The organism is Shewanella sp. MM_2022_3, assembly GCF_022557375.1.
Lineage (GTDB): Bacteria > Pseudomonadota > Gammaproteobacteria > Enterobacterales > Shewanellaceae > Shewanella > Shewanella xiamenensis.
The window spans coordinates 1-19,470 of record NZ_JAKZGV010000047.1; the positions used below are offsets into that span (position 1 = coordinate 1).

Genomic DNA, 19,470 nt, shown 5'->3' on the forward strand with positions numbered 1-19,470 from the left:
AAAACAATTATTTATAGTATTGAGCAAAAAAGACTCAATCGTTATGAAAAACTGTCTGCAAGTACTTTTGATATTTCAGTATTAGTATCTAAGTATGATAAGGATTATTTATTTCCCTCAGTTTCGGCCATTTCTGAGAAAGTTCTTGTGTGTTCTAATGGAGTCAATCTAGCAGACCTTAGATTTAAACCTTGTTTTGATTCAAAACAAATTGTTTTTATTGGTAATATGTTTTCTGTTCAGAATGTTGATGCCGCTTATTGGTTTGCTAAGAATGTGTTACCACTGCTTCGTAAACATGGTGATTTTACCTTTAAAGTTATTGGTAGGATCAAAGATAGCGATCGCCATTTATTTGAACAAATATCTGGTGTTAAAGTAACAGGCTCTGTTGACTCTGTTGCGCTCGCTGCTGAAAATTCATTGCTTGGTGTATGCAGTGTAAGGCTTGCAGCAGGGGTTCAAAATAAGATCCTTGAGTACATGGCATTAGGTTTGCCAACTATAACTTCTTCAACTGGACTTGAAGGTCTTGAAGCGATTCCCAATAAAGACATTTTAGTTGCAGATGAACCTGAACAATATTTAGATCTAATTTTAAAAGTTGCCAATGATCCTAAATTTCACTCTCAGTTAGCTTCTTCTGGTTTATCCTATGTCGAAAATCATCACTCTTGGGAATCTCGACTAAGCCCATTTGTATCTGAATTTAAAAAATTGGTAGGTTACAATGTTTGAAATACTTCCTATTATTATGGCCGGAGGTTCCGGCACTCGTCTATGGCCTCTATCTCGTGGCAATTTTCCTAAACAGTTTTTATCGCTTTCTGGTAATGCGACTATGCTGCAAAACACTATAAGCCGCTTAGCGGGTATAGAGCATGAGCCTGTGATGTTGATTTGTAACGAGGAACATCGTTTTATCGCAGCAGAACAAGTAAGGCAGTTAGGTGTTAAACATAGTGGGATTTTTTTAGAGCCTGTTGGTCGCAATACTGCACCAGCTATTGCTTTAGCAGCCTTTAAAGCTGTTGAGTCAGGTCACGATCCTTTGCTATTGGTCTTAGCTGCTGACCATGTCATCGAGAATGTTCAAGCTTTTCAGCAATCAATCAATAGTGCTACTGAGTTAGCGCTAGAAGGCAAGTTAGTGACCTTTGGTATTGTCGGCAATAAACCCGAAACTGGTTACGGTTACATTAAGCGTGGTGAAGCTTGTCAACATGGATATATTGTTGATGGTTTTGTTGAAAAACCTAATTTATCTACAGCGAAAGAGTATATTGCGAGTGGCGACTATTACTGGAATAGCGGCATGTTTTTATTTAAAGCAAGTCGTTATCTTGCTGAGTTAAAAGTCTATCGCCCCGATATTTATTCAGCTTGCGAGCTTGCTATGCAAGTTCAAAATAATGACATCGATTTTATTCGCATTGATAAAGCTGCATTTGAGGCGTGTCCAGACGATTCTATCGATTATGCTGTGATGGAGCATACAAATGACGCTGTGGTCGTGCCAATGGATGCTGGTTGGAGCGATGTTGGCGGTTTTGCTGCTTTGTGGGAAGTTTCGGCTAAAGACGATGATGGCAACGTGTTTAATGGCGATGTTAAATCTGTTGATACCAAAAACACCTTAGTCTTTGGTGGTAATAAGCTGGTCACAACAGTCGGTGTTGAGGACTTAGTGATTGTAAATACTAAGGATGCTGTGTTGGTTGCCCATAAAGATCAATCTCAGCATGTGAAATCGATTGTGGGGCAACTGAAATCTGAACAACGATCAGAGGTGACTTTCCATCGTGAAGTTTATCGACCTTGGGGTAAGTATGACTCTATCGATAATGGCGACCGTTTTCAGGTTAAGCGTATTACCGTAAAACCTGGCGCTAAGTTATCGGTACAAATGCACCATCACCGTGCCGAGCATTGGATTGTGGTGTCAGGTACGGCGAAGGTGACTAACGGTGATAAGGATATTCTGTTAACAGAAAATCAATCAACTTATATACCTGTAGGCGTAATTCATGCACTTGAAAACCCCGGCAAAGTTGATCTAGAGCTTATTGAAGTTCAATCCGGTTCGTACCTTGGTGAAGATGATATTGTTCGTTTTGAAGATAGATATGGACGAGTTGAAGGGAAGTAGTTTATGCCAAGTACTAGTTCAGTTTTATCGGAAAGTGGTGTTGCCTTTGGAACAAGCGGTGCAAGAGGGTTAGTTACTCAGTTTACGCCGCAGGTTTGCATGGCTTTCACGCAAGCCTTTGTTGGCGTGATGCGGCAGAATTTTGTATTTAATGCTGTTGCTATAGCGATAGACAATCGCCCGAGTAGTTATGCAATGGCACAGGCTTGTGCTAGCTCGTTGATTGAACTTGGTTTAAAGCCAATTTACTTCGGCGTTGTGCCTACGCCAGCATTAGCATATACAGCAATGCAGCAAAGCATTCCTTCAATTATGGTTACTGGAAGCCATATTCCATTTGATCGTAATGGCCTTAAGTTTTATCGCCCAGATGGCGAAATCACAAAGGCTGATGAGTTGGCTATTCTCGCTGTTGACGCTGGATTGGTTGATGCTCAGATTTGCGATTTACCCAAAGTTTCTGATGTTGCGGCAACGTCTTATATCGCTCGTTATCTCGATTTATTTAGTCCTACTTTATTAGCAGGTAAACGTATCGGGATTTATGAGCATTCTAGTGCTGGGCGCGACCTTTATGCCAAGTTATTTCAAAAGCTAGGTGCAGAGGTTGTGAGTCTTGGGCGTAGCGATCAATTTGTGCCGATAGATACTGAAGCGGTAAGTTTGCATGATATTGAAATGGCACAGCGTTGGCAGAAAGAGTACAGACTCGATGCTGTTTTTTCTACGGATGGTGATGGCGATCGACCATTGTTATCTGATGAAACTGGTACTTACCTTCGTGGGGATATTTTATGTTTACTTGCTGCTCAGTTTTTAGGGATCGAGGCGCTTGCTATTCCTGTGAGTTGTAATTCTGCGGTTGAAGCTTGTGGTTCTTTTAAGCAAGTTTTTCGCACTAAAATTGGCTCTCCTTATGTGATAGAAGCTTTTGCTAGATTACTGACTCAATTCTCTCGTGTAGCCGGTTTCGAAGCAAACGGTGGTTTTTTGCTAGGGTCTGATATTGATGTAAATGGTGTGAACTTGAGTGCACTACCTACGCGTGATGCACTGCTTCCGGCCCTTGCTGTTTTAGCAATAGCTCGTAATTGTCCTATCTCACAATTAGTTGCTCAACTGCCTAGTATTTTTACAGCAAGTGACCGAATACAAAATTTCGAAAGGACGCGAAGCCTTGCGCTGATTGAGCAGGGGATTGCATCACCTAAATCCTTTTTAGCAAAATTATCTCTTGGTCAGTTTGAGGTGTTATCAGTTGACACTACTGACGGATTAAGAATGACACTGTCAAATGGCGATGTTGTACATTTACGTCCTTCAGGTAATGCGCCTGAATTACGTTGTTATGCAGAGTCAAAGTCAGTTGAAGCAGCCCAGTCACTTGTTGAATTAGTTTTGGCGGCTCTTATTGAAAGCAATTAGTCATATATTGGTTATAGCTGAGTTTGGTTTGGCTGATTAATGTAAGATAATTGGGATTTGTTAGGCAGCCCTTGGACAGTTTCATAACTGTCCATTTTTATTTGGTTATTCGTTAATTTAGTGGTTTTATGTCAGCAAGTATCGCAGTTTTATTTGTTTTTTTCTTTTCTTTTATCTGTTTGTTTGTATTTCGTAAGGTTGCTCAACGTACTGGCTTAGTTGATAAACCTAATGAACGTAAGCATCACACTGGACAAATTCCCTTAGTAGGTGGGATTTCGGTTTTTGTGACTATGCTGCTTGCCTTACTGTGGTTACCTGAATTGTTGACTTTGCCATATTTGTATATGGGGTGTGCGTTGGCGCTGGTGATAGTGGGGGCCATTGATGACCGCTATGACATCAGTTTTAAGCTGCGTTTGGTGATACAAGCCTTGGTGTCAATTGCAATGATAGTGCTGGGTGAACGTAGTTTAAATAATCTTGGGTATTTGATGGGGAGCGAGGCGTTACAAATACCTGAACTTGCTAGCTATGTGCTAACCGTGGTGGCGGTTATTGGTGCTATTAATGCGTTTAATATGGTCGATGGGATTGATGGCTTATTGGGCGGCTTAGCATCCGTCACCTTTGGCGGCTTGGGTTTGCTGTTTTATTGGCATGGTATGGCTAACTTTGCCTTGTTTTGTGCCCTGTTAGTCACCGCCATGTTGCCTTATATCATGCTCAATTTAGGTTTTCCGTTTGGGCGGCGTTTTAAGGTGTTTATGGGCGATGCTGGGAGTATTTTTATCGGTTTTACGGTAATTTGGTTGCTGATTGTTGCAAGCCAAGGTGAGAGAGCAACAGCGATCCGCCCTGTGACTGCGCTATGGTTGATTGCACTACCGCTGATGGATATGGCGTGCATTATGATCCGTCGTATTCGTAAGGGCCAATCGCCATTTAAGCCGGATCGCGAGCATTTACACCATATCTGCCAACGTATAGGTTTGTCATCTTTTCAATCCTTATTGGCTATTTGTGCTGCGGCCACCTTGATGGCGGGAGTTGGCATTTGGTCTGAGCTGGCTAAAGTTGATGAATATATTATGTTTTTTGCATTTTTATTGAGTTTTGCAGCGTATTTTACTGTATTGAGTAATATTTGGCGTATTACAGCTTTTTTAAATCGTCATGTTAAGTTTATGCGTTCAGTTTAGACTTTTCGGGCGGTTAAAAAATGTTGATTTACTGCTTATCTAGCAAATCACCTCCTGCTATACTCCATTGTCATATTTTTGAAATAGACTTTTTTTAAAGTCGTTTGGCATCAGTTGCTAGTAAAGGAAGAGAGTGATGGAATACCTCATACCGCTTTTGAGTGTTTTTTGTTTAACTTGTGTTGCAATTAAAGTCTTAAATCCTATCGCTCAACGTGTTGGTTTAGTCGATTTACCCAATGAGCGAAAGCTGCATGAAGGTGCTATCCCTTTGATTGGTGGGGTATCTATCTATTGCAGTGTATTACTGGTATCCAGTATTGTTATTCCGCAAAGTCAAACCTTAAACTTATATCTGATTTCTGCTGCGTTAATCCTCTTCCTTGGTGTGTTAGACGATAAATATGATTTGTCAGTACGCATTCGAATGGCGGCGCAGGTTATCACCGCCTCTATTTTAATTTTTGGTGCAGGATTATACCTCACTACATTTGGCCATATTTTGCACTTTTTTGAGTTTAAACTTGGCTATGCTGGCATTTTTGTTACAACCATTGCGGTGATTGGTGCGATTAATGCCTTTAATATGGTTGATGGCATTGATGGTTTAGCGGGGATGCTAAGCTTGGTGACATTTTCATCGTTAGCTTTTTTATTCTACTGGGCTGATAATAGTTGGTTCTTACTGCCGTTGTTGTTTATTGGGGCAATCATTGGATACTTATTATTCAATCTGCGCTGGCCTTTTCCTTCTTTAGATAAGATTTTTATGGGAGATGCAGGCAGCATGCTGATTGGCTTAACGGTAGTTTGGTTATTGGTGTTGGGCACGCAAGCGGATAGTAATCATTTACACCAAGGGCAAGTGTTTTCCCCTGTTACTGCGTTGTATATTATCGCTATCCCGTTAATGGATATGGCGGCAATTATGTACAGAAGGATTAAAAAAGGTATGTCGCCATTTAAACCTGATCGTGATCATTTACACCATATTTTTGAGCGTGCTGGTTATAACCGTAAACAGACATTGATTAGGATATCGCTGGCTTCGCTGTTGCTTGCCGTGATTGGTATTGGTGCGGATTTAGCTCAAGTTCCCGAAGCCATTATGTTTGTTACCTTTTTAGCTATTTTTGCCGCTTATAATTGGGCGCTTGCTAATGTGTGGCAACTTTTGACTTGGTTTAGAAAAGAATCAGTTTAAGGCATTTTTTGTAAAATACAGCTAACTATATTAAAAGCCAGCAAATTGTAGCTGGCTTTTTTGCTTTTAAAAACGAGGATGGCATTGACTATTGACCTTTTAGACAACACTATGTGGCTATTGAATTCTAGGACACAGTAAAAAGCACAGCACTGGCTAAACCCTCTCTGTACATTCTATAACTATACGTAGCACCTGAGTTTGTTTCTTACTTATTAGAGTTAATTTTTCTGCTTCTGTGCGGTTTACTTTGGAGAATTTTACGTCTGTACTCTTGGCTTTTCGCGCTTCAACTGCAGGGGATTGTAATTCAGGCGACATTGCTTTGGGGACTAGGGCTTGTCGGTATTGCACCATGTCGTAACGCTTAAGTTGGATCATTTGATCTTGATAAACTAAGCGCATCGGTTCAAGGCAAAGTAGCCATTGTTGCAACTCGTTGTTGTACAGTTTTTTTGTTTGATAAACCTTATCGTCATGGCTGGTTTCATAGGACGTAAGGTTTAACGAGCCATTCAACTCCAGCCGCTCAATATGCGCGCGATACTTGCCGCGTTTGATCATCACATTAAAGTCTATAATTTGTTTATCTAAGAGTTGGCTTTCGATCTGAGTTTCGCCGCTAAAACAAAATGCAGGTTGGTTTGGGCGGAGTACTAACTCGCTTGATTTAGCCGCATTGTTAGACATCATCAGCTTTACGCCTTCGCCTTCCAAGATACACAACTGTCTATCGATGCCAGGAAATGGTGAGAAGGGACCGTTGCTTGAAATGGTGGCAATGCTGATCCTATAATCAAAGTTAGTTAGGTCAGCATCCTTTGGCGATATTAACAGTTGTTTAGTACTACCGCCGCCGTTTTTCCATAAACTCGATGCACAGTCTTGATAGCGGATAATTTGGATATCTGGGTTCATGTCTTAGTAACTCTTTTCATTTTGAGTGACCACCGATGTGAGAATCTAGGACGCTGACAAGCTTGCTCTAGAATCACAGCGTTCTAGCTGGGTGGAGCACTCAACTTCTCACTGTCACGCTGGAATGCTCTTTTCTACATCCCTTTCTTTTTCAATATATAGTGCTCAGCCAGTTCGCCGCTGATCCGGTTGCCTTCGTTATCTAGCATAAATAGCTGGTTTTCACCGACGAGGTATTTACTGCCATCGGATAAAGTAATTTTTGAGCCCTTGCCATCCCAGTCAAATTTTCCTGCCACCTTGAAGATGCTCTCATCTTTGCCCAAATAAATACTTTTTAATTCAAAGCTGTTATCTGCCAGTAGCGTTAGCGTGGTTTGAATACCTTCGCAACTCGCACAGGGTAAAACACCTTCATACATGCTTGGCCAATCGAGTGCATTTTGGCTGGTATCGCCAAGGGGGATGGTCTTTTGAGTTTCTGTATTGGCTGTGGAGTTTTGATCTGTTGCATGTTGCGGATCGCTGCAAGCGGTTGCCATGATTGCTACTAAGGCGATAGTAAAGAGTGGACGTTGCATATTCATCTCAAGCCTCTGATTTATTGATATTAGGGATGATAACCGCCATCTACGATGGCACCAAACTTATTTACTATGCTAAGGGGTCATATTAAAGGCATTAAGGCTATGCTCGATATGGCATTTGGGAGCTTAATTTCAGCGGCGCTTACGGCTTCATTGCTATAGTGTTAAATCCGAGAATATGGTGCTATCGCAGTTGAGCAGGGGGAACGAGAAGCGCTGAAATGCTATTCTGTAGAGTAATCTACCTAGTGAGTTTGCAGATAGAATCTATACTAAAGACTATCACTTTAAGGTTAGTACTTAAGACTCTTGCATAAGCATTGGCTACTGAAGCTATTGTCAGATTTCAATGTCTGGCGAAGCCACGCGGAGAACTCCATCATTATGACGCGGATGTTAGATAGGATTTTATTTGACGTGAGTCGCTCTTCAATTATTGATGGCGGCGATTTAGCTGAGGCATCGCAACTCATTGTTGCTTCAGTGTGCCAAGGCTTAAATATCAGCCGTGCCAGTATTTGGTTATGGACTGAAGATCATCAAAGTATGCACTGCTTTTACCTGCTCGATAATATGCAAAGACAAGAAGCTTTTGTCTTAACGCGTGCTGATTATCCTTATTATTTCAGTTTGTTAGATAATGAAAGAGCGATAGTGGCTAATCAGGCTCAAACCGATAGAGCAACCCATGAGTTTGTAAAGGTTTACTTAGTGCCTAATGGTATTACCTCCATATTAGATAGCCCTATCCGTCATCGCGGTAAGATGGTGGGCATTATTTGCTCTGAACATCAAGGTGAGCCAAGAGAATGGACCCGCGATGAAAAAGCCTTTGCTTCTGCTTTGGCCGATTTATTTGGTCGGGCAATGAGTGCAAGGGAAATTTTAGATTATCAGCAGCAATTAAAAGCCATTAATGCGGATTTGGAAGCGCAAGTTGAATTAAGAACTCAAGAATTGGAAACCGCATTGGCAGATTTACGTTCGACACAACATCATTTGATTGAAAATGAGAAAATGGCGGCTTTAGGGAGTTTAGTGGCAGGGGTTGCTCATGAGGTCAATACGCCTTTGGGGATTGCTGTTACCTCAGTAACTCATTGTTTAGATGAGGTCGCATTGCTAAAAAGTACATTTGAGCAAAATGAACTCGACGAAGATAAGTTTTTAAACTTTATCAATACGATGCAAGATGGTTTGGGACTGATAGAGCGAAATTTGGCGCGAGCAGCGGAGTTAGTCCACAACTTTAAGCGGACCGCGGCGGATCAGTCGGTACTTGAACGTGAGCGATTTAATTTAAAGACTTATCTTTTCCAGATTTTTAGCTCATTAAGGCCATTAATGCGTAAGAAGAATATCACCTTAACCGTTGACCTTGATGACCAAATTTTTATCGAGTCTTACCCTGGGGCAATAGCGCAAATTTTTACCAATCTAGTTGCCAATAGCTTTCGGCATGGGTTTCCTGACAATTTTGCTGGTGATAAACAAATTACTATCCGAGTTGAACAGCAAGGCTCGAACGTTTTCATGAGTTATCAAGATAATGGTGTCGGCATGACTGATGAGGTCAAGATGAAAGCCTTTGAGCCTTTTTTTACCACCGCTCGCAAAGATGGCGGCACAGGCTTAGGAATGTCAATTATCTACAATTTGGTTACCCAAAAGCTCCATGGCAGTATTATTCTGACCTCTTCGCCTAACCAAGGCGTAAAAGTCGACATACAACTTCCTGAGAAATAAGGCGGAATCTAGAATCTTAGAACCTATAAGCCTAGAAGTCGCATAGCGACGTTCTGCCTCTTCTCGTAAACCATTGGCCGCGCTGCGCTTAGCTTGCAGTTATATGCTACAATCTTCGCCTTAATTCAATCCACTAATCCTCGATATATCAATGAGAAAAGGCATTTTGAATGTTGGATTTAATGGTCGGTAAGGTCATTTATTGCCGCTATTGAGAAACGACAGGGCTTGAAAGTGAATTGCCCGGAGGAAGTGGCATTCCATTGTGGCTGGATTAATGCCTCGCAGCTAGCTACCTTAGCCCAACCTTTATTTAAAAGTGGCTACGGTGAGTATCTTTTAGGTTTATTAAATAAACAGGTGTTTAATGAAGTGCATTGAAACCGAGCTGGCTGAAGTACTTATCTTTGAACCTAAGGTATTTGGCGATGAGCGTGGCTTTTTTATGGAAACTTTTCGGCAAGCGTATTTTACTGAATGCTTGCTGAGTCGCGGATTTGAAGCGCCAGCGTTAGTGCAAGATAACTATAGTCGCTCGCAGCAGCATGTATTGCGTGGATTGCATTACCAGCAACAATATCCGCAGGGCAAATTAGTCCGAGTGTGTGCTGGCAGTATTTTTGATGTTGCCGTCGATATTCGTCCACAATCCGCGACCTATGGCAAATGGGTTGGCAGGATTCTTTCTGCGGATAATCATTTGCAAATGTGGATCCCCCCGGGTTTTGCCCACGGGTTTTATGTGTTAAGTGAGTATGCTGATGTGTTGTATCGTTGCAGCGATTATTATGCGCCGGATGATGAATATGTACTTGCTTGGAATAGTGCCGAGTTTGCGATTGAGTGGCCACTGTTAAACAACAGACCCATTCTTTCCGCAAGAGATGCCAATGCCGCCGTTAGCGTCTAAACGCTAACGGCGGTTTCAGTTATTTTACAGGCTTATTTTCAGTGCTGGGGCGAGTGAACCAAGGTGAGCGAGCATCAGTATTATCAAAGAGGTAATACTTACGGCCGACCATTTGACCACCATCGCGGGTGAGCGGCATCCAACTGATTGTCGCACGACTATGAGTTGATTTAATCGTCATTAAATCAAATGGGATAGAGATGTAGAAGCCTTTGGTAAAGCTACCCTCACCATATTCCTCAGAAGAAAGGTTGGTCTTAGTCGCAAATGCGCCCACAATCACACCACTATCAAATTGTTTTGAAAAATCAACGGTTACCCCTTTATCCTCAGCTAAATATTTGCCCGCACTTACCCTTAATAAAGTATTGGGGAACCAGTCCGGTTGATAATAGACGGTTGCATTACCTGTGACCGTCCCAGTTTGTGCACGGTATGAACGACCTGTAATTGGGTCATATTGATGCTCATCTTCAAAGAAGCCAAACATGCTATCAGGATCGCGCTGCTTAACATAATTAACATCAACACCAAAGGCCCATTGGCTGTTTAGAGGACGGTAAAGAGCCTCACCACCCACACCGCCATACATCATTTCTAAATAACCGCCATAGGCTTGATAGGAGATATTATCGGTTAAATTATCCATCCAGGTCAGTTGTAGGCTATTCACCCTCACTGGATTATCACTAACATATTGACGGATAAGTGTACGAACACGTTTTAGATCGTTAGTATCTGGTGGTACTTCATATAAAAATTTATCGTAGTTATCGTAAATATTCAGATAAAGGGAACCTGAAAAATCAAAATTATCGGTAAAGCGATAATTTGCACTGCCTGTTACCCCAATATTGAACATATAAAAACCTTCAGAGCCTCCGAAGGATTGAGCCATGGTGGGCGAAACATCGAAGCTAAGCTTATCTAACCAATCTTTGTCAGTGTTATTGACTTGTTCTCCCTGTGGTAAGCTGGGAACACTCACAACACTGGCATCAGTGATTTTAGCATTCAAATAGCCATAACTTGCCACTTGGGCAAATTTTTGAGCATCGATCCGGGTTTCGGTTATCGGTTGGCTATAACGGGTTTCAATCAACCTATACTCTTTGATACGAGTTGCATCAGTGCTATTAGCGAGTATGGTTGCCGCTCTTTGATGTGCTTCATTTCTATCACGGAATTTGGTTTGTTCACCGACGACAGTAATGCTGTCTTTATCCAGATAAATTTTGGCATTTGCGTAACCTGCGATGGTTTGTAAGTCTTGAGCGACCTTGTTCCAATCCACTTGGCTTTCCGCCATCGTCTGATTAGGCGTGTTTACTGGTTCTAGATTGACTACTTCAGCACTTTGCACTTTCGAATCGTGAGTCACGGAAGTATCAGCACCAACAGTCGCTTGTTCGACTGTTGGTGTGTTTATCGGTGCGGAGGATTCTGTTTGCGTAAGGGTTAATGGCGCAGCTGGAAGCGGCTTATATTTAGCGGCAGCAGGATCGGTTTTAATCTGCGACAAGGTATTAAAATTGGTTTGCAGACTAAAGCCGAGCGTCCAGGTATTACCGCGCTCATAACTTAAATGCAGATCCCCCCAGTTGCCAAACCGATAGAGCATCCCATAGTTAAATTTGCTGTCCTGAGGGATTTTGGTGGCTCCAGCCACTACGGGAAAATCTGATTGATAGTCGTTACCATCATATTCCACTTTTAAGCGAAGAGGCTCCCACGGGGTTTGATATTCAATACCGCCAAAGAGGGCTGCGCAGCCCTTAAACCAACGTTGGTAATCTACTGTTCCGCCTTTACCACCATAGGAGGTATCTCTGTCGCAGTTGTAATTAAGATCTTTTTTGTCCGAGGTAAGATTACCGCTATTGCCGATATAACCCCAGCCAATGCCGAGGGTAAAATCCAATGGGCCGACTCGTTTCGTTGCGGCAATGAACTCACCATCAAATAAGCCAGTGCCGCCAAAGTCACGCACCCCAATAGAAGTTTCAGGCAGCCAATTGCTTTCTTCGAGTAGACGAACCTTAAAATCGATGCCTTTATCTGTGTATTTTGTGTTACCACTGAAAGTAGGATCACTACTGTAAAGCAGATCTTGCACTAGGGTATAGCGAATGGTGGTTTCAAACCATGGGAATAACTGTACAGAGGCGCTAAAGTGCTGATATTCATCGTTATAAGTGGTTTTAAAGTTAAACTCACCTTCTGGTGCCATGCGGCCAGTAGGCATTTGCATTAGACCTACGCCACCAAAATCTGACTGTGAAGGTAAGAGTGTTGGATAAGAAAATTCATCGGCGCTAACATGTAATAACGGTAGCAGTGCTAATGACAGCGCAGATAAACGCCCGAACGTATGCAAAGTGGGAGTTGACTTTTTCATTACAGAGCCCGATTTTTGAGTAATTCAATAATATTGTTATTTAATTCGGCATGGTCAGCAAACAGCGCCGTGAACTCCACAAAGAGTATTGCTCCAGGGGCGATATCCTGAGCCTGATGATTCCAATAGGCGATAGGCTGTTTTATCGCATTGCCATCGGGTTGAATAATCCACACAAAGCTATCTTCAGCATTATCGAGTAAACCCGCATGCTTTAGGTAATCTTTACTGCTGGCCCGCGATTGCCATGCTTGTTCACCCGTTTGTGCGACCGCGCCAACGACAGTGACCGTAGTTGGTCGTGGTGGTAGCACCAGTAAAAAATCACCATCGATAACCGGATTATAAGCGTCGGTAATCCGGACTAAGTCGAGATCTAACGGCTGATTAACTCGCTGGCCTAGTTTGATGTTGCGTAAAAACTGGGCAAATTTGGCCAGTTTAGCAATATATTGACTATTATCGACCTGCTCTCCCATGTCGGCTAATTGTTGCAATACTTGCTGACGAGTGGCCTCTAATGCTGCAGTATTTTTTATATCTAAAAGTGCCGCACCTAGCCAATAAATTGAGACTGGCTCATTTTTTATCGTTTGATTATAAAGGGGAAGTTGTGTTAACCCATCTTGTACCGCTTGTCCTACTCGAATAGCTGCGGGATAGGTAATGTGTAGCTGCGGCGTGTGAGACGCTGAGGTACTGACAGAAAGTTGGGTATTGGCTTCTACGGATGGCAAAAACACTGAACTTACTAGTAGCGCCAACGGGGTAATATAGGATCTCATTATGGCTCCACTAAGCAGCAAAAGGCTTCAGTAAGGTGATATCAATAAACGGCAGATTGGGCGCAATTTTCTGATGGCTTTTAATAACGTTGCCTGTTTGTGGATCTAGCCAAAACTCATTTTGATATTGGATATTGAGTGCATCCACAGAGACGTGTTCACTAAAATGCAAAGCTTGTGTAGGAGCGCCATTGATTAGAATATTTTCGTCACCAATCAATTCAAATTCTGATGTTGCTCGGTAGCCATAATGATAACCAGGTTGCCAATCGAGGGTTCGAGTCCAAGTTTTGGGGGTGGAGCTTAAGTGTAATCCTAATAACAGTGGATCTGGCTCATCACTTTCAACAGCACTTAAATTACCCGTGAGCAAATTATGGGTTTTGACTAGGCGGCCGTTAACTGTCACTAACATGCCCTTATCCGCTGATAACCACTTAAGTTCAAGTGCTGCGGGTGAGTTTTTTACTGAAGATAGGCTGATTTTAGGCTCTGCAAAGGCTAAAACCACAAATGCCTGGGCCGTATCTTCCATTTTTACATAGATGCTGGCATAAGGATTAGCCGATACTTGCTCAGGGGAGAGAACCACATCGTCACTCCCAAAAAAGGCGAGCTTTGCGGTATCGTTTAGTGCGCTAACTCGTTGGCTACAGCCCGATAAGCCTAGACATACTGTCGAAACAGCAATAAAGGAAAAGATTTTTTTATATATACGCATCCGAGTTGCTTATTCTCAATAGTAGTTGTTAACCAATGTAAATATATGATGGCGTGATTTCAAGCTAGATTAAGCATACATTTTGTTTACAAAAAGCCTAAAAAAAACAACCGCCAATAAGGCGGTTGTTTAAATACACTGACTAAAAGATTAGTTAGTGCCAGTAGTTGTGCCAGTACCAGTACCAGTACCAGTTGCTGCTGGGCTACCATCAGAACTGTTAGCTGCAACTAAAACACCAGTTACAACTGCACCAGCTGCAATACCACCAGCAACGATAGCACCAGTAGCGCCACCAACACCAGTACCACCAGTTGCTACACCAGTTGTGTTAGCGTTAGCAGCAACTGAACCTAACATTGAAATAGCAGCAATAAGTGCTAATGAAGTTTTTTTCATCGTGATTCCCTTTTAGAAAAAATTAACCTAATTTTTAGCTAATCTAGTACAGCATGATAGGTGATTCAACTTAAATGATCAATGTTAAATCTATTCTGTCATTCAGACTTTAGACTGATTTACTGCTTAGCTGCTACTGAATAATCCTTAATTTTTAATGAGTTTCGCACATTGTGGTTAAGGAATTATGTCATCGTTTAATTTATAACACGGCAAGATGCGGGCTTCAATTCGATTTTACTTAGCCTTTTTATTGTGAGTCATCGCACTAGGCTAAATTGAAAAATGCTTTCAATTCGTCAAGGTGCGCCATACCGTCTTGATAACCTAAATCGATCAATGCGCTGGTATAGGATTTTTCAAACAAGAGATAAGACACAATACTGGAGTCAGACTGCCTATCGATACCAAAAAATCCCAGTAAGGTTTTAATTGCCCAGGGCATATCGTCATAGAAGCGGGCGGCGATTTTACTTAAATCTTCGCTGGGTTTTATCACTAAGGTTTTTATGGGGTGTAATGATAGTTGCGCACGGCTTTCTTCTGGAATAAGGGAAAGCGTATGATTTATGCGCTCTAGGCGTTCTAAATCGCTATTTAAGGTATCAGAAAAGATAGTATCCAACAGATGACCCGCGATGGTCGCAGTCTTCGGATGATATTCTAGCTCCATCGGAAAATGCTTATGGGGACTGTCTAGGTTTATCACCAATAGCTTATTAGCCCCCAAATGGATTGGACTTGAAAGCGGCGCGAGCTGGTGGACTGAGCCGTCACCATAATAAGCTTGATTAAGTTTAATTGACGGGAACACCATGGGAATGGCTGAGCTTGCTAACAAGTGCTCGGTATTTAACATGCGCCGCTCCCCGCTGCGTCTGGCGCGGGTCCAGTTTTCAATATCTCGTGCCGCTTGAAAAAACGTCACCGAACGCGAGTTGTTATAGCAGGAGGTATCGACACTCAGAGCGGTTAAAGCGCCGTTGCGGATATTGCGATCAATTCTTTTAAAATCGATAAGTTCATTCAATAAGTGCCGTAAAGGCTCGTTATCGAGCAGGCTGCCAGCATCTGTATTGACCTTGTCGTCCTGTAAGCCCTTTAGCGCCATTTTTGAGAGGTGCTTTAACACGCCAGGAAGAGTGGCTCGGTACACTTTTCTAGTTTCAAAATGACGCCATACCCATTCGAGTTTTTTGACACCTAAGTGAAAACATGAGGCATGGGTGGCGATTGAAGTACCATTAATGGCACCAGCGGAAGTGCCACATATGATTTTGAAGGGAATGCCATGGTTGCGAGGATAAAGCTGGACCAGTGCTTTTAACACTCCCACTTGATAGGCGGCACGAGCGCCACCGCCACCGAGAACTAATGCTGTTGATGTTGGCAATCTTAATACTCAACGACTTGTTATTATGATTTTATTAAAGCAATGCCTTGTCTAAAAAAGCAAGTCTGAGCAGTTATCTTAATGACATTTCTTTAGTTTTTGATGAGAAGAGTCAAAGGCAAGCACTTGAGAGCTTGTTTGCCATCAACAGACGGGAAATAAAAAACGCACTTAAGTTAAACCTAAGTGCGTTGCTGTATTGAGAGGTTAATGGTAAGCCATTAACTCATACTGGCGAATGTGTATTCAGCGCAAAAGACAGGGCTTAAGCTTGCAGATTCTTTAAGAAATCGACGATTTGGTCGAATGGCACGTCTTGTTTTTCACCGGTGCGACGGTTTTTGTATTCAAATACACCCGCGTCGATATTGCGATCACCAATCACCACAGTGTGAGGAATACCAATGAGCTCCATATCGGCGAACATCACGCCTGGACGCTCTTTACGGTCATCCAACAGGACATCGATACCCGCAGTACTTAAGTCTTTGTATAACTGCTCGGCGATATCGGTGACGCGGTGCGACTTGTGCATATTCATTGGCAGAATGCCCACACTGAATGGTGCAATCGCTTCTGGCCATACAATGCCACGGTCATCAAAGTTTTGCTCAATCGCAGCAGCCACGATACGGCTCACGCCAACACCGTAACAACCCATCAGCAGCACCTGTGATTTACCGTTCTCATCGAGAACAGTCGCATTCATCGATTTAGAATAGTTAGTGCCGAGTTGGAAGATATGACCCACTTCGATACCACGAGCCATGGCATAGGTACCTAAACCATCCGGTGTTGGCTCGCCTTCAACCACGTTACGGATATCAGCCGCTTGTGCCAGTGGCAGATCGCGCTCCCAGTTGATACCAAAGTAGTGTTTATCATCCACGTTTGCGCCGGCAGCAAAATCGCTCATCACGCTAACACTGTGGTCGATGATGATCGGCATATTCAGGCCGACAGGGCCTAATGAGCCTGGACCTGCGCCAATGGCGTCACGGATCAGGGCTTCTGGGGCAAATTCTAATGGTGATGCCACTAAATCTAATTTATCTGCCTTGATTTCATTTAGCTCGTGGTCACCACGTACAATCAGCGCAACCAGTGGTGCAGCTTCAGTCGCACCCTTAACAATCAAGGTTTTCACTGTTTTAGTGATATCTAAACCGAATTGCTCAACTAACTCAGCAATGGTTTTCGCATTGGGGGTATCGACTAAACGTAATGCTTCAGTCGCCGCGCCGCGCGTTTCGGTTGGCATTGGCGATTCGGCTTTCTCGATGTTAGCGGCATAATCGCTACCCGTAGAGTAGGCGATTAAGTCTTCACCGCTTTGCGCTAATACGTGGAACTCGTGTGACATGCTGCCACCGATAGAACCAGTGTCCGCTAAAACCGGACGGAAGGCTAAGCCCATGCGCGACAGAATGTTGCTATAGGCTTGATACATCGCCTCATAGGTTTCATTCATGGTATCCACATCAAGATGGAAAGAATAAGCATCTTTCATCAGGAACTCGCGAGAACGCATCACGCCAAAACGTGGGCGAACTTCGTCGCGGAATTTAGTTTGAATTTGATAAAGATTCAGCGGTAATTGTTTGTAAGAGCTGACTTCTTTACGGATTAAGTCAGTGATCACTTCTTCGTGGGTTGGTCCCAGAACGAAGTCACGGCTATGACGGTCTTTAAAACGCAGTAGTTCAGGACCAAACTTGTCCCAACGACCCGTTTCTACCCATAAATCAGCCGGTTGCACCATAGGCATTAGGATTTCAATCGCGCCCGCTTTGTTCATTTCTTCACGAACAATGGCTTCAACTTTACGCAATACACGCAGGCCCGTGGGCAGATAGCTGTATAGACCTGAAGCGTTACGGCGGATCATACCCGCACGTAGCATTAATTGATGGCTGATGACTTCTGCATTCGCAGGTGTTTCTTTTTGAGTAGAAAGTAGGTATTTGCTAACGCGCATTACCGATGTCCAAATTTGAGTTGAATGGGCGCCATTTTATCACCTGCTTTGATGATGTCACCTATGGATTTAGGTTAAATTCAACTAGCTGGGAGACAAATAGCATTTTTGATGCTGGATAACCGATAAAGCAAAGATAAGTGCTGCGCCGCCAGGGTGCGACTTCATCATTGCTCGTATCTAGATTCTCGTCGCTGCTTACTTATTTCGCCGATCGCCAATCACCCGTGCAGGATTACCGGCGACGATGGCCCATGCGGGGACATCTTTAGTGACAATACAGCCCATGCCAATCACCGCATGGTCGCCAATGGTGACACCATCAACTATCCCGGCCTGTGCGCCAATCCACACATCTTTACCTATCACGACTCCTTTAGAGTGGGAGGCTTGTTGATAAATGGGCGTATCGGGCGCCATGCCATGATTAAAGGCGTAGATTGTCACATGGTTAGCAATGCGAGTTTGATCGCCAATTTGAATCCCCACTCGACCGCCATCGAAGGAGCAGCCATGATTGATGGCGACTTCATTACCAAGGGTGATCGGGCCATGTAAAAAACATTCGGCGGCAATCATGCAGTGATTACCTATCTTGATATCGCGATTGGGCTCGGCAAATAACTGTGCCTCGGGGGCGATAAAACAGTTATCACCAATGGTGACGGTTTCGAGGGCGCAAAGGTTGGTTTGAATTTCATCCTGCCAAGGTTTAGCCCAGACTAAGTGTTTTTCTTTGAGTGAAAAATACAGCCAGGGCATCCAAGACAGACGCTTTTTGTGTTGGCTTTGATAATCAGGCTTGGCGGTTGTGATTGGCGTGTGCACTTAGCCACATTTCCCTGGTTTGAGTTCGAGCACTTGAATGTATTCCCGCTCATCCCCATCGACCGCCATCCGCCAAAAGATATCTAAATCATATAAAGCAATTTGATATAACTTTGGGTCATCCTTAGCTTTTTTGTACGCTGGACGAGGGTCTTGCCCGAGCACGCCGCGGATAAGCACGGCTAAATCCGTATAGGCTTCTTGTTTGCTGTAGGTGTTTATTTGTTCATCGGCAAGTTCACTAAACTCAACGCTAATCAGTTTCGGTGCCTCTTGTGCCATGCCGCCAACGGCACCTTCAATCGAATCTGAAAAGGGGATATAGGGCTTAATATCGATAATCGGCGTGCCATCGACAAGATCCATGCCTGAAATCTCAAGACACACTTTACCTTTGCGTTGCACCACCCCATGGAGTTTGACCACGGATTGGCCAATGCCATTTGGGCGAAAAGTGGAGCGAGTGGCAAATACGCCGAGTTTTTCATTGCCGCCTAAACGCGGTGGGCGAACTGTGGTTTTCCAGCCTTGGGCGAGATTTTCATGGAAACAAAATAGCAACCAAAGGTGGGAATATTGCTCGATACCGCGCACCGCATCGAGATGATTAACATGGCTTTCCAACTCAACATAACCGCGTGCTTCCACCAAACCTGGCTGTCTTGGAATGCCAAATTTTTGTTTATAGGGCGTGCGGCAGGTTGCCACTGCGGTAATTTGGTTGGTAAATGTCATGCAAAAAACACCTAAAGAACGGCATAACAACCCAAACTCAGATTGTTTAGGTTGTTAGATGCGCACTAATCACTAAAGGCGCGCAGTATACA

General features: G+C 43.3%; 17 protein-coding genes and 1 pseudogene. 8 read left to right on the forward strand and 10 right to left on the reverse strand.

The features are described 5' to 3' along the window. The 5 genes from MMG82_RS17490 to wecA (MMG82_RS17510) all read left to right on the forward strand — a co-directional run. The coding region (locus MMG82_RS17490) for a glycosyltransferase family 4 protein (protein ID WP_241407206.1) at nt 1-738 on the forward strand (738 nt) is incomplete at its 5' end. Continuing rightward, a complete protein-coding gene (locus tag MMG82_RS17495) occupies nt 731-2,149 on the forward strand; it encodes a mannose-1-phosphate guanylyltransferase/mannose-6-phosphate isomerase (protein ID WP_172588290.1) in 1,419 nt (472 codons plus the stop codon). The genes MMG82_RS17490 and MMG82_RS17495, both read left to right, overlap by 8 nt. Before the next feature lie 3 nt (nt 2,150-2,152). Next, nucleotides 2,153-3,574: a phosphomannomutase gene (locus MMG82_RS17500; protein ID WP_240293221.1), complete on the forward strand. Its 1,422-nt coding sequence runs from the start codon at nt 2,153-2,155 to the stop codon at nt 3,572-3,574. Nucleotides 3,575-3,702: 128 nt separating this feature from the next. Beyond that, nucleotides 3,703-4,776, forward strand: coding sequence for a UDP-N-acetylglucosamine--undecaprenyl-phosphate N-acetylglucosaminephosphotransferase (wecA, locus tag MMG82_RS17505; RefSeq protein ID WP_240293222.1), 1,074 nt, complete (start codon nt 3,703-3,705; stop codon nt 4,774-4,776). A gap of 136 nt (nt 4,777-4,912) precedes the next feature. Beyond that, a complete protein-coding gene (gene wecA / locus MMG82_RS17510; protein WP_240293223.1) occupies nt 4,913-5,980 on the forward strand; it encodes a UDP-N-acetylglucosamine--undecaprenyl-phosphate N-acetylglucosaminephosphotransferase in 1,068 nt (355 codons plus the stop codon). 156 nt (nt 5,981-6,136) lie between these two features. On the opposite strand, the gene MMG82_RS17515 is transcribed toward wecA (MMG82_RS17510), so the two are convergent. Together MMG82_RS17515 and MMG82_RS17520 are read right to left on the reverse strand one after the other, a co-directional pair. Then, the gene (locus MMG82_RS17515) at nt 6,137-6,898 is read right to left on the reverse strand and encodes a HutD family protein (protein WP_240293224.1); all 762 of its coding nucleotides are present in this window, start codon (nt 6,896-6,898) and stop codon (nt 6,137-6,139) included. 134 nt (nt 6,899-7,032) lie between these two features. Beyond that, complete coding sequence (locus MMG82_RS17520) at nt 7,033-7,479, reverse strand: copper resistance protein NlpE (RefSeq protein WP_240293484.1); 447 nt, start codon at nt 7,477-7,479, stop codon at nt 7,033-7,035. 390 nt (nt 7,480-7,869) lie between these two features. Here MMG82_RS17520 and MMG82_RS17525 point away from each other — a divergent pair, with 390 nt between their 5' ends. The 3 genes and pseudogenes from MMG82_RS17525 (at nt 7,870) to rfbC (ending at nt 10,141) form a co-directional block, all read left to right on the forward strand. Continuing rightward, nucleotides 7,870-9,231 carry a GAF domain-containing sensor histidine kinase gene (locus MMG82_RS17525; RefSeq protein ID WP_055646647.1) on the forward strand — a complete coding sequence of 454 codons (1,362 nt, stop codon included), beginning with the start codon at nt 7,870-7,872 and terminating at the stop codon, nt 9,229-9,231. Between the two features lie 198 nt (nt 9,232-9,429). Continuing rightward, a pseudogene (locus MMG82_RS17530) lies at nt 9,430-9,612 on the forward strand (glucose-1-phosphate thymidylyltransferase); the annotation flags it as partial. Continuing rightward, a complete protein-coding gene (gene rfbC / locus MMG82_RS17535; RefSeq protein WP_241407207.1) occupies nt 9,599-10,141 on the forward strand; it encodes a dTDP-4-dehydrorhamnose 3,5-epimerase in 543 nt (180 codons plus the stop codon). The pseudogene MMG82_RS17530 and the gene rfbC, both read left to right, overlap by 14 nt. Before the next feature lie 19 nt (nt 10,142-10,160). On the opposite strand, the gene MMG82_RS17540 is transcribed toward rfbC, so the two are convergent. From MMG82_RS17540 to tsaA, 8 genes are all read right to left on the reverse strand, one after another. Then, complete coding sequence (locus tag MMG82_RS17540; RefSeq protein WP_241407208.1) at nt 10,161-12,539, reverse strand: YjbH domain-containing protein; 2,379 nt, start codon at nt 12,537-12,539, stop codon at nt 10,161-10,163. Then, complete coding sequence (locus MMG82_RS17545) at nt 12,539-13,324, reverse strand: capsule biosynthesis GfcC family protein (protein ID WP_069455289.1); 786 nt, start codon at nt 13,322-13,324, stop codon at nt 12,539-12,541. Before MMG82_RS17545 ends, MMG82_RS17540 begins: the two co-directional genes overlap by 1 nt. 10 nt (nt 13,325-13,334) lie before the next feature. After that, nucleotides 13,335-14,045, reverse strand: coding sequence for a YjbF family lipoprotein (locus MMG82_RS17550; protein WP_144375117.1), 711 nt, complete (start codon nt 14,043-14,045; stop codon nt 13,335-13,337). 150 nt (nt 14,046-14,195) lie between these two features. After that, on the reverse strand, nt 14,196-14,444 hold the full coding sequence (locus MMG82_RS17555) for a hypothetical protein (protein WP_099458403.1): 249 nt from the start codon (nt 14,442-14,444) through the stop codon (nt 14,196-14,198). 268 nt (nt 14,445-14,712) lie between these two features. Next, nucleotides 14,713-15,837: a patatin-like phospholipase family protein gene (locus tag MMG82_RS17560; RefSeq protein ID WP_241407210.1), complete on the reverse strand. Its 1,125-nt coding sequence runs from the start codon at nt 15,835-15,837 to the stop codon at nt 14,713-14,715. Nucleotides 15,838-16,102: 265 nt separating this feature from the next. Next, nucleotides 16,103-17,815 carry a proline--tRNA ligase gene (locus MMG82_RS17565; RefSeq protein ID WP_241407211.1) on the reverse strand — a complete coding sequence of 571 codons (1,713 nt, stop codon included), beginning with the start codon at nt 17,813-17,815 and terminating at the stop codon, nt 16,103-16,105. 198 nt (nt 17,816-18,013) lie between these two features. Next, nucleotides 18,014-18,577 (reverse strand): acyltransferase, encoded by a 564-nt coding sequence (locus tag MMG82_RS17570; protein ID WP_241407219.1) that lies wholly within the window; start codon nt 18,575-18,577, stop codon nt 18,014-18,016. 66 nt (nt 18,578-18,643) lie between these two features. Beyond that, nucleotides 18,644-19,378 (reverse strand): tRNA (N6-threonylcarbamoyladenosine(37)-N6)-methyltransferase TrmO, encoded by a 735-nt coding sequence (gene tsaA / locus MMG82_RS17575; RefSeq protein WP_241407213.1) that lies wholly within the window; start codon nt 19,376-19,378, stop codon nt 18,644-18,646. Between the last annotated feature and the right edge of the window lie 92 nt (nt 19,379-19,470).

Bases quoted from the DNA above. Each gene is read 5' to 3' on its own strand.
- MMG82_RS17555 (WP_099458403.1), bottom strand. From the start codon at position 14,444: ATGAAAAAAACTTCATTAGCACTTATTGCTGCTATTTCAATGTTAGGT.
- MMG82_RS17520 (WP_240293484.1), bottom strand. From the start codon at position 7,479: ATGCAACGTCCACTCTTTACTATCGCCTTAGTAGCAATCATGGCAACC.
- wecA (WP_240293223.1), top strand. From the start codon at position 4,913: ATGGAATACCTCATACCGCTTTTGAGTGTTTTTTGTTTAACTTGTGTT.
- MMG82_RS17495 (WP_172588290.1), top strand. From the start codon at position 731: ATGTTTGAAATACTTCCTATTATTATGGCCGGAGGTTCCGGCACTCGT.
- wecA (WP_240293222.1), top strand. From the start codon at position 3,703: ATGTCAGCAAGTATCGCAGTTTTATTTGTTTTTTTCTTTTCTTTTATC.
- MMG82_RS17550 (WP_144375117.1), bottom strand. From the start codon at position 14,045: ATGCGTATATATAAAAAAATCTTTTCCTTTATTGCTGTTTCGACAGTA.
- tsaA (WP_241407213.1), bottom strand. From the start codon at position 19,378: ATGACATTTACCAACCAAATTACCGCAGTGGCAACCTGCCGCACGCCC.
- MMG82_RS17525 (WP_055646647.1), top strand. From the start codon at position 7,870: ATGACGCGGATGTTAGATAGGATTTTATTTGACGTGAGTCGCTCTTCA.
- MMG82_RS17540 (WP_241407208.1), bottom strand. From the start codon at position 12,539: ATGAAAAAGTCAACTCCCACTTTGCATACGTTCGGGCGTTTATCTGCG.
- MMG82_RS17500 (WP_240293221.1), top strand. From the start codon at position 2,153: ATGCCAAGTACTAGTTCAGTTTTATCGGAAAGTGGTGTTGCCTTTGGA.
- MMG82_RS17570 (WP_241407219.1), bottom strand. From the start codon at position 18,577: ATGCCCTGGCTGTATTTTTCACTCAAAGAAAAACACTTAGTCTGGGCT.
- MMG82_RS17545 (WP_069455289.1), bottom strand. From the start codon at position 13,324: ATGAGATCCTATATTACCCCGTTGGCGCTACTAGTAAGTTCAGTGTTT.
- MMG82_RS17515 (WP_240293224.1), bottom strand. From the start codon at position 6,898: ATGAACCCAGATATCCAAATTATCCGCTATCAAGACTGTGCATCGAGT.
- MMG82_RS17565 (WP_241407211.1), bottom strand. From the start codon at position 17,815: ATGCGCGTTAGCAAATACCTACTTTCTACTCAAAAAGAAACACCTGCG.
- rfbC (WP_241407207.1), top strand. From the start codon at position 9,599: ATGAAGTGCATTGAAACCGAGCTGGCTGAAGTACTTATCTTTGAACCT.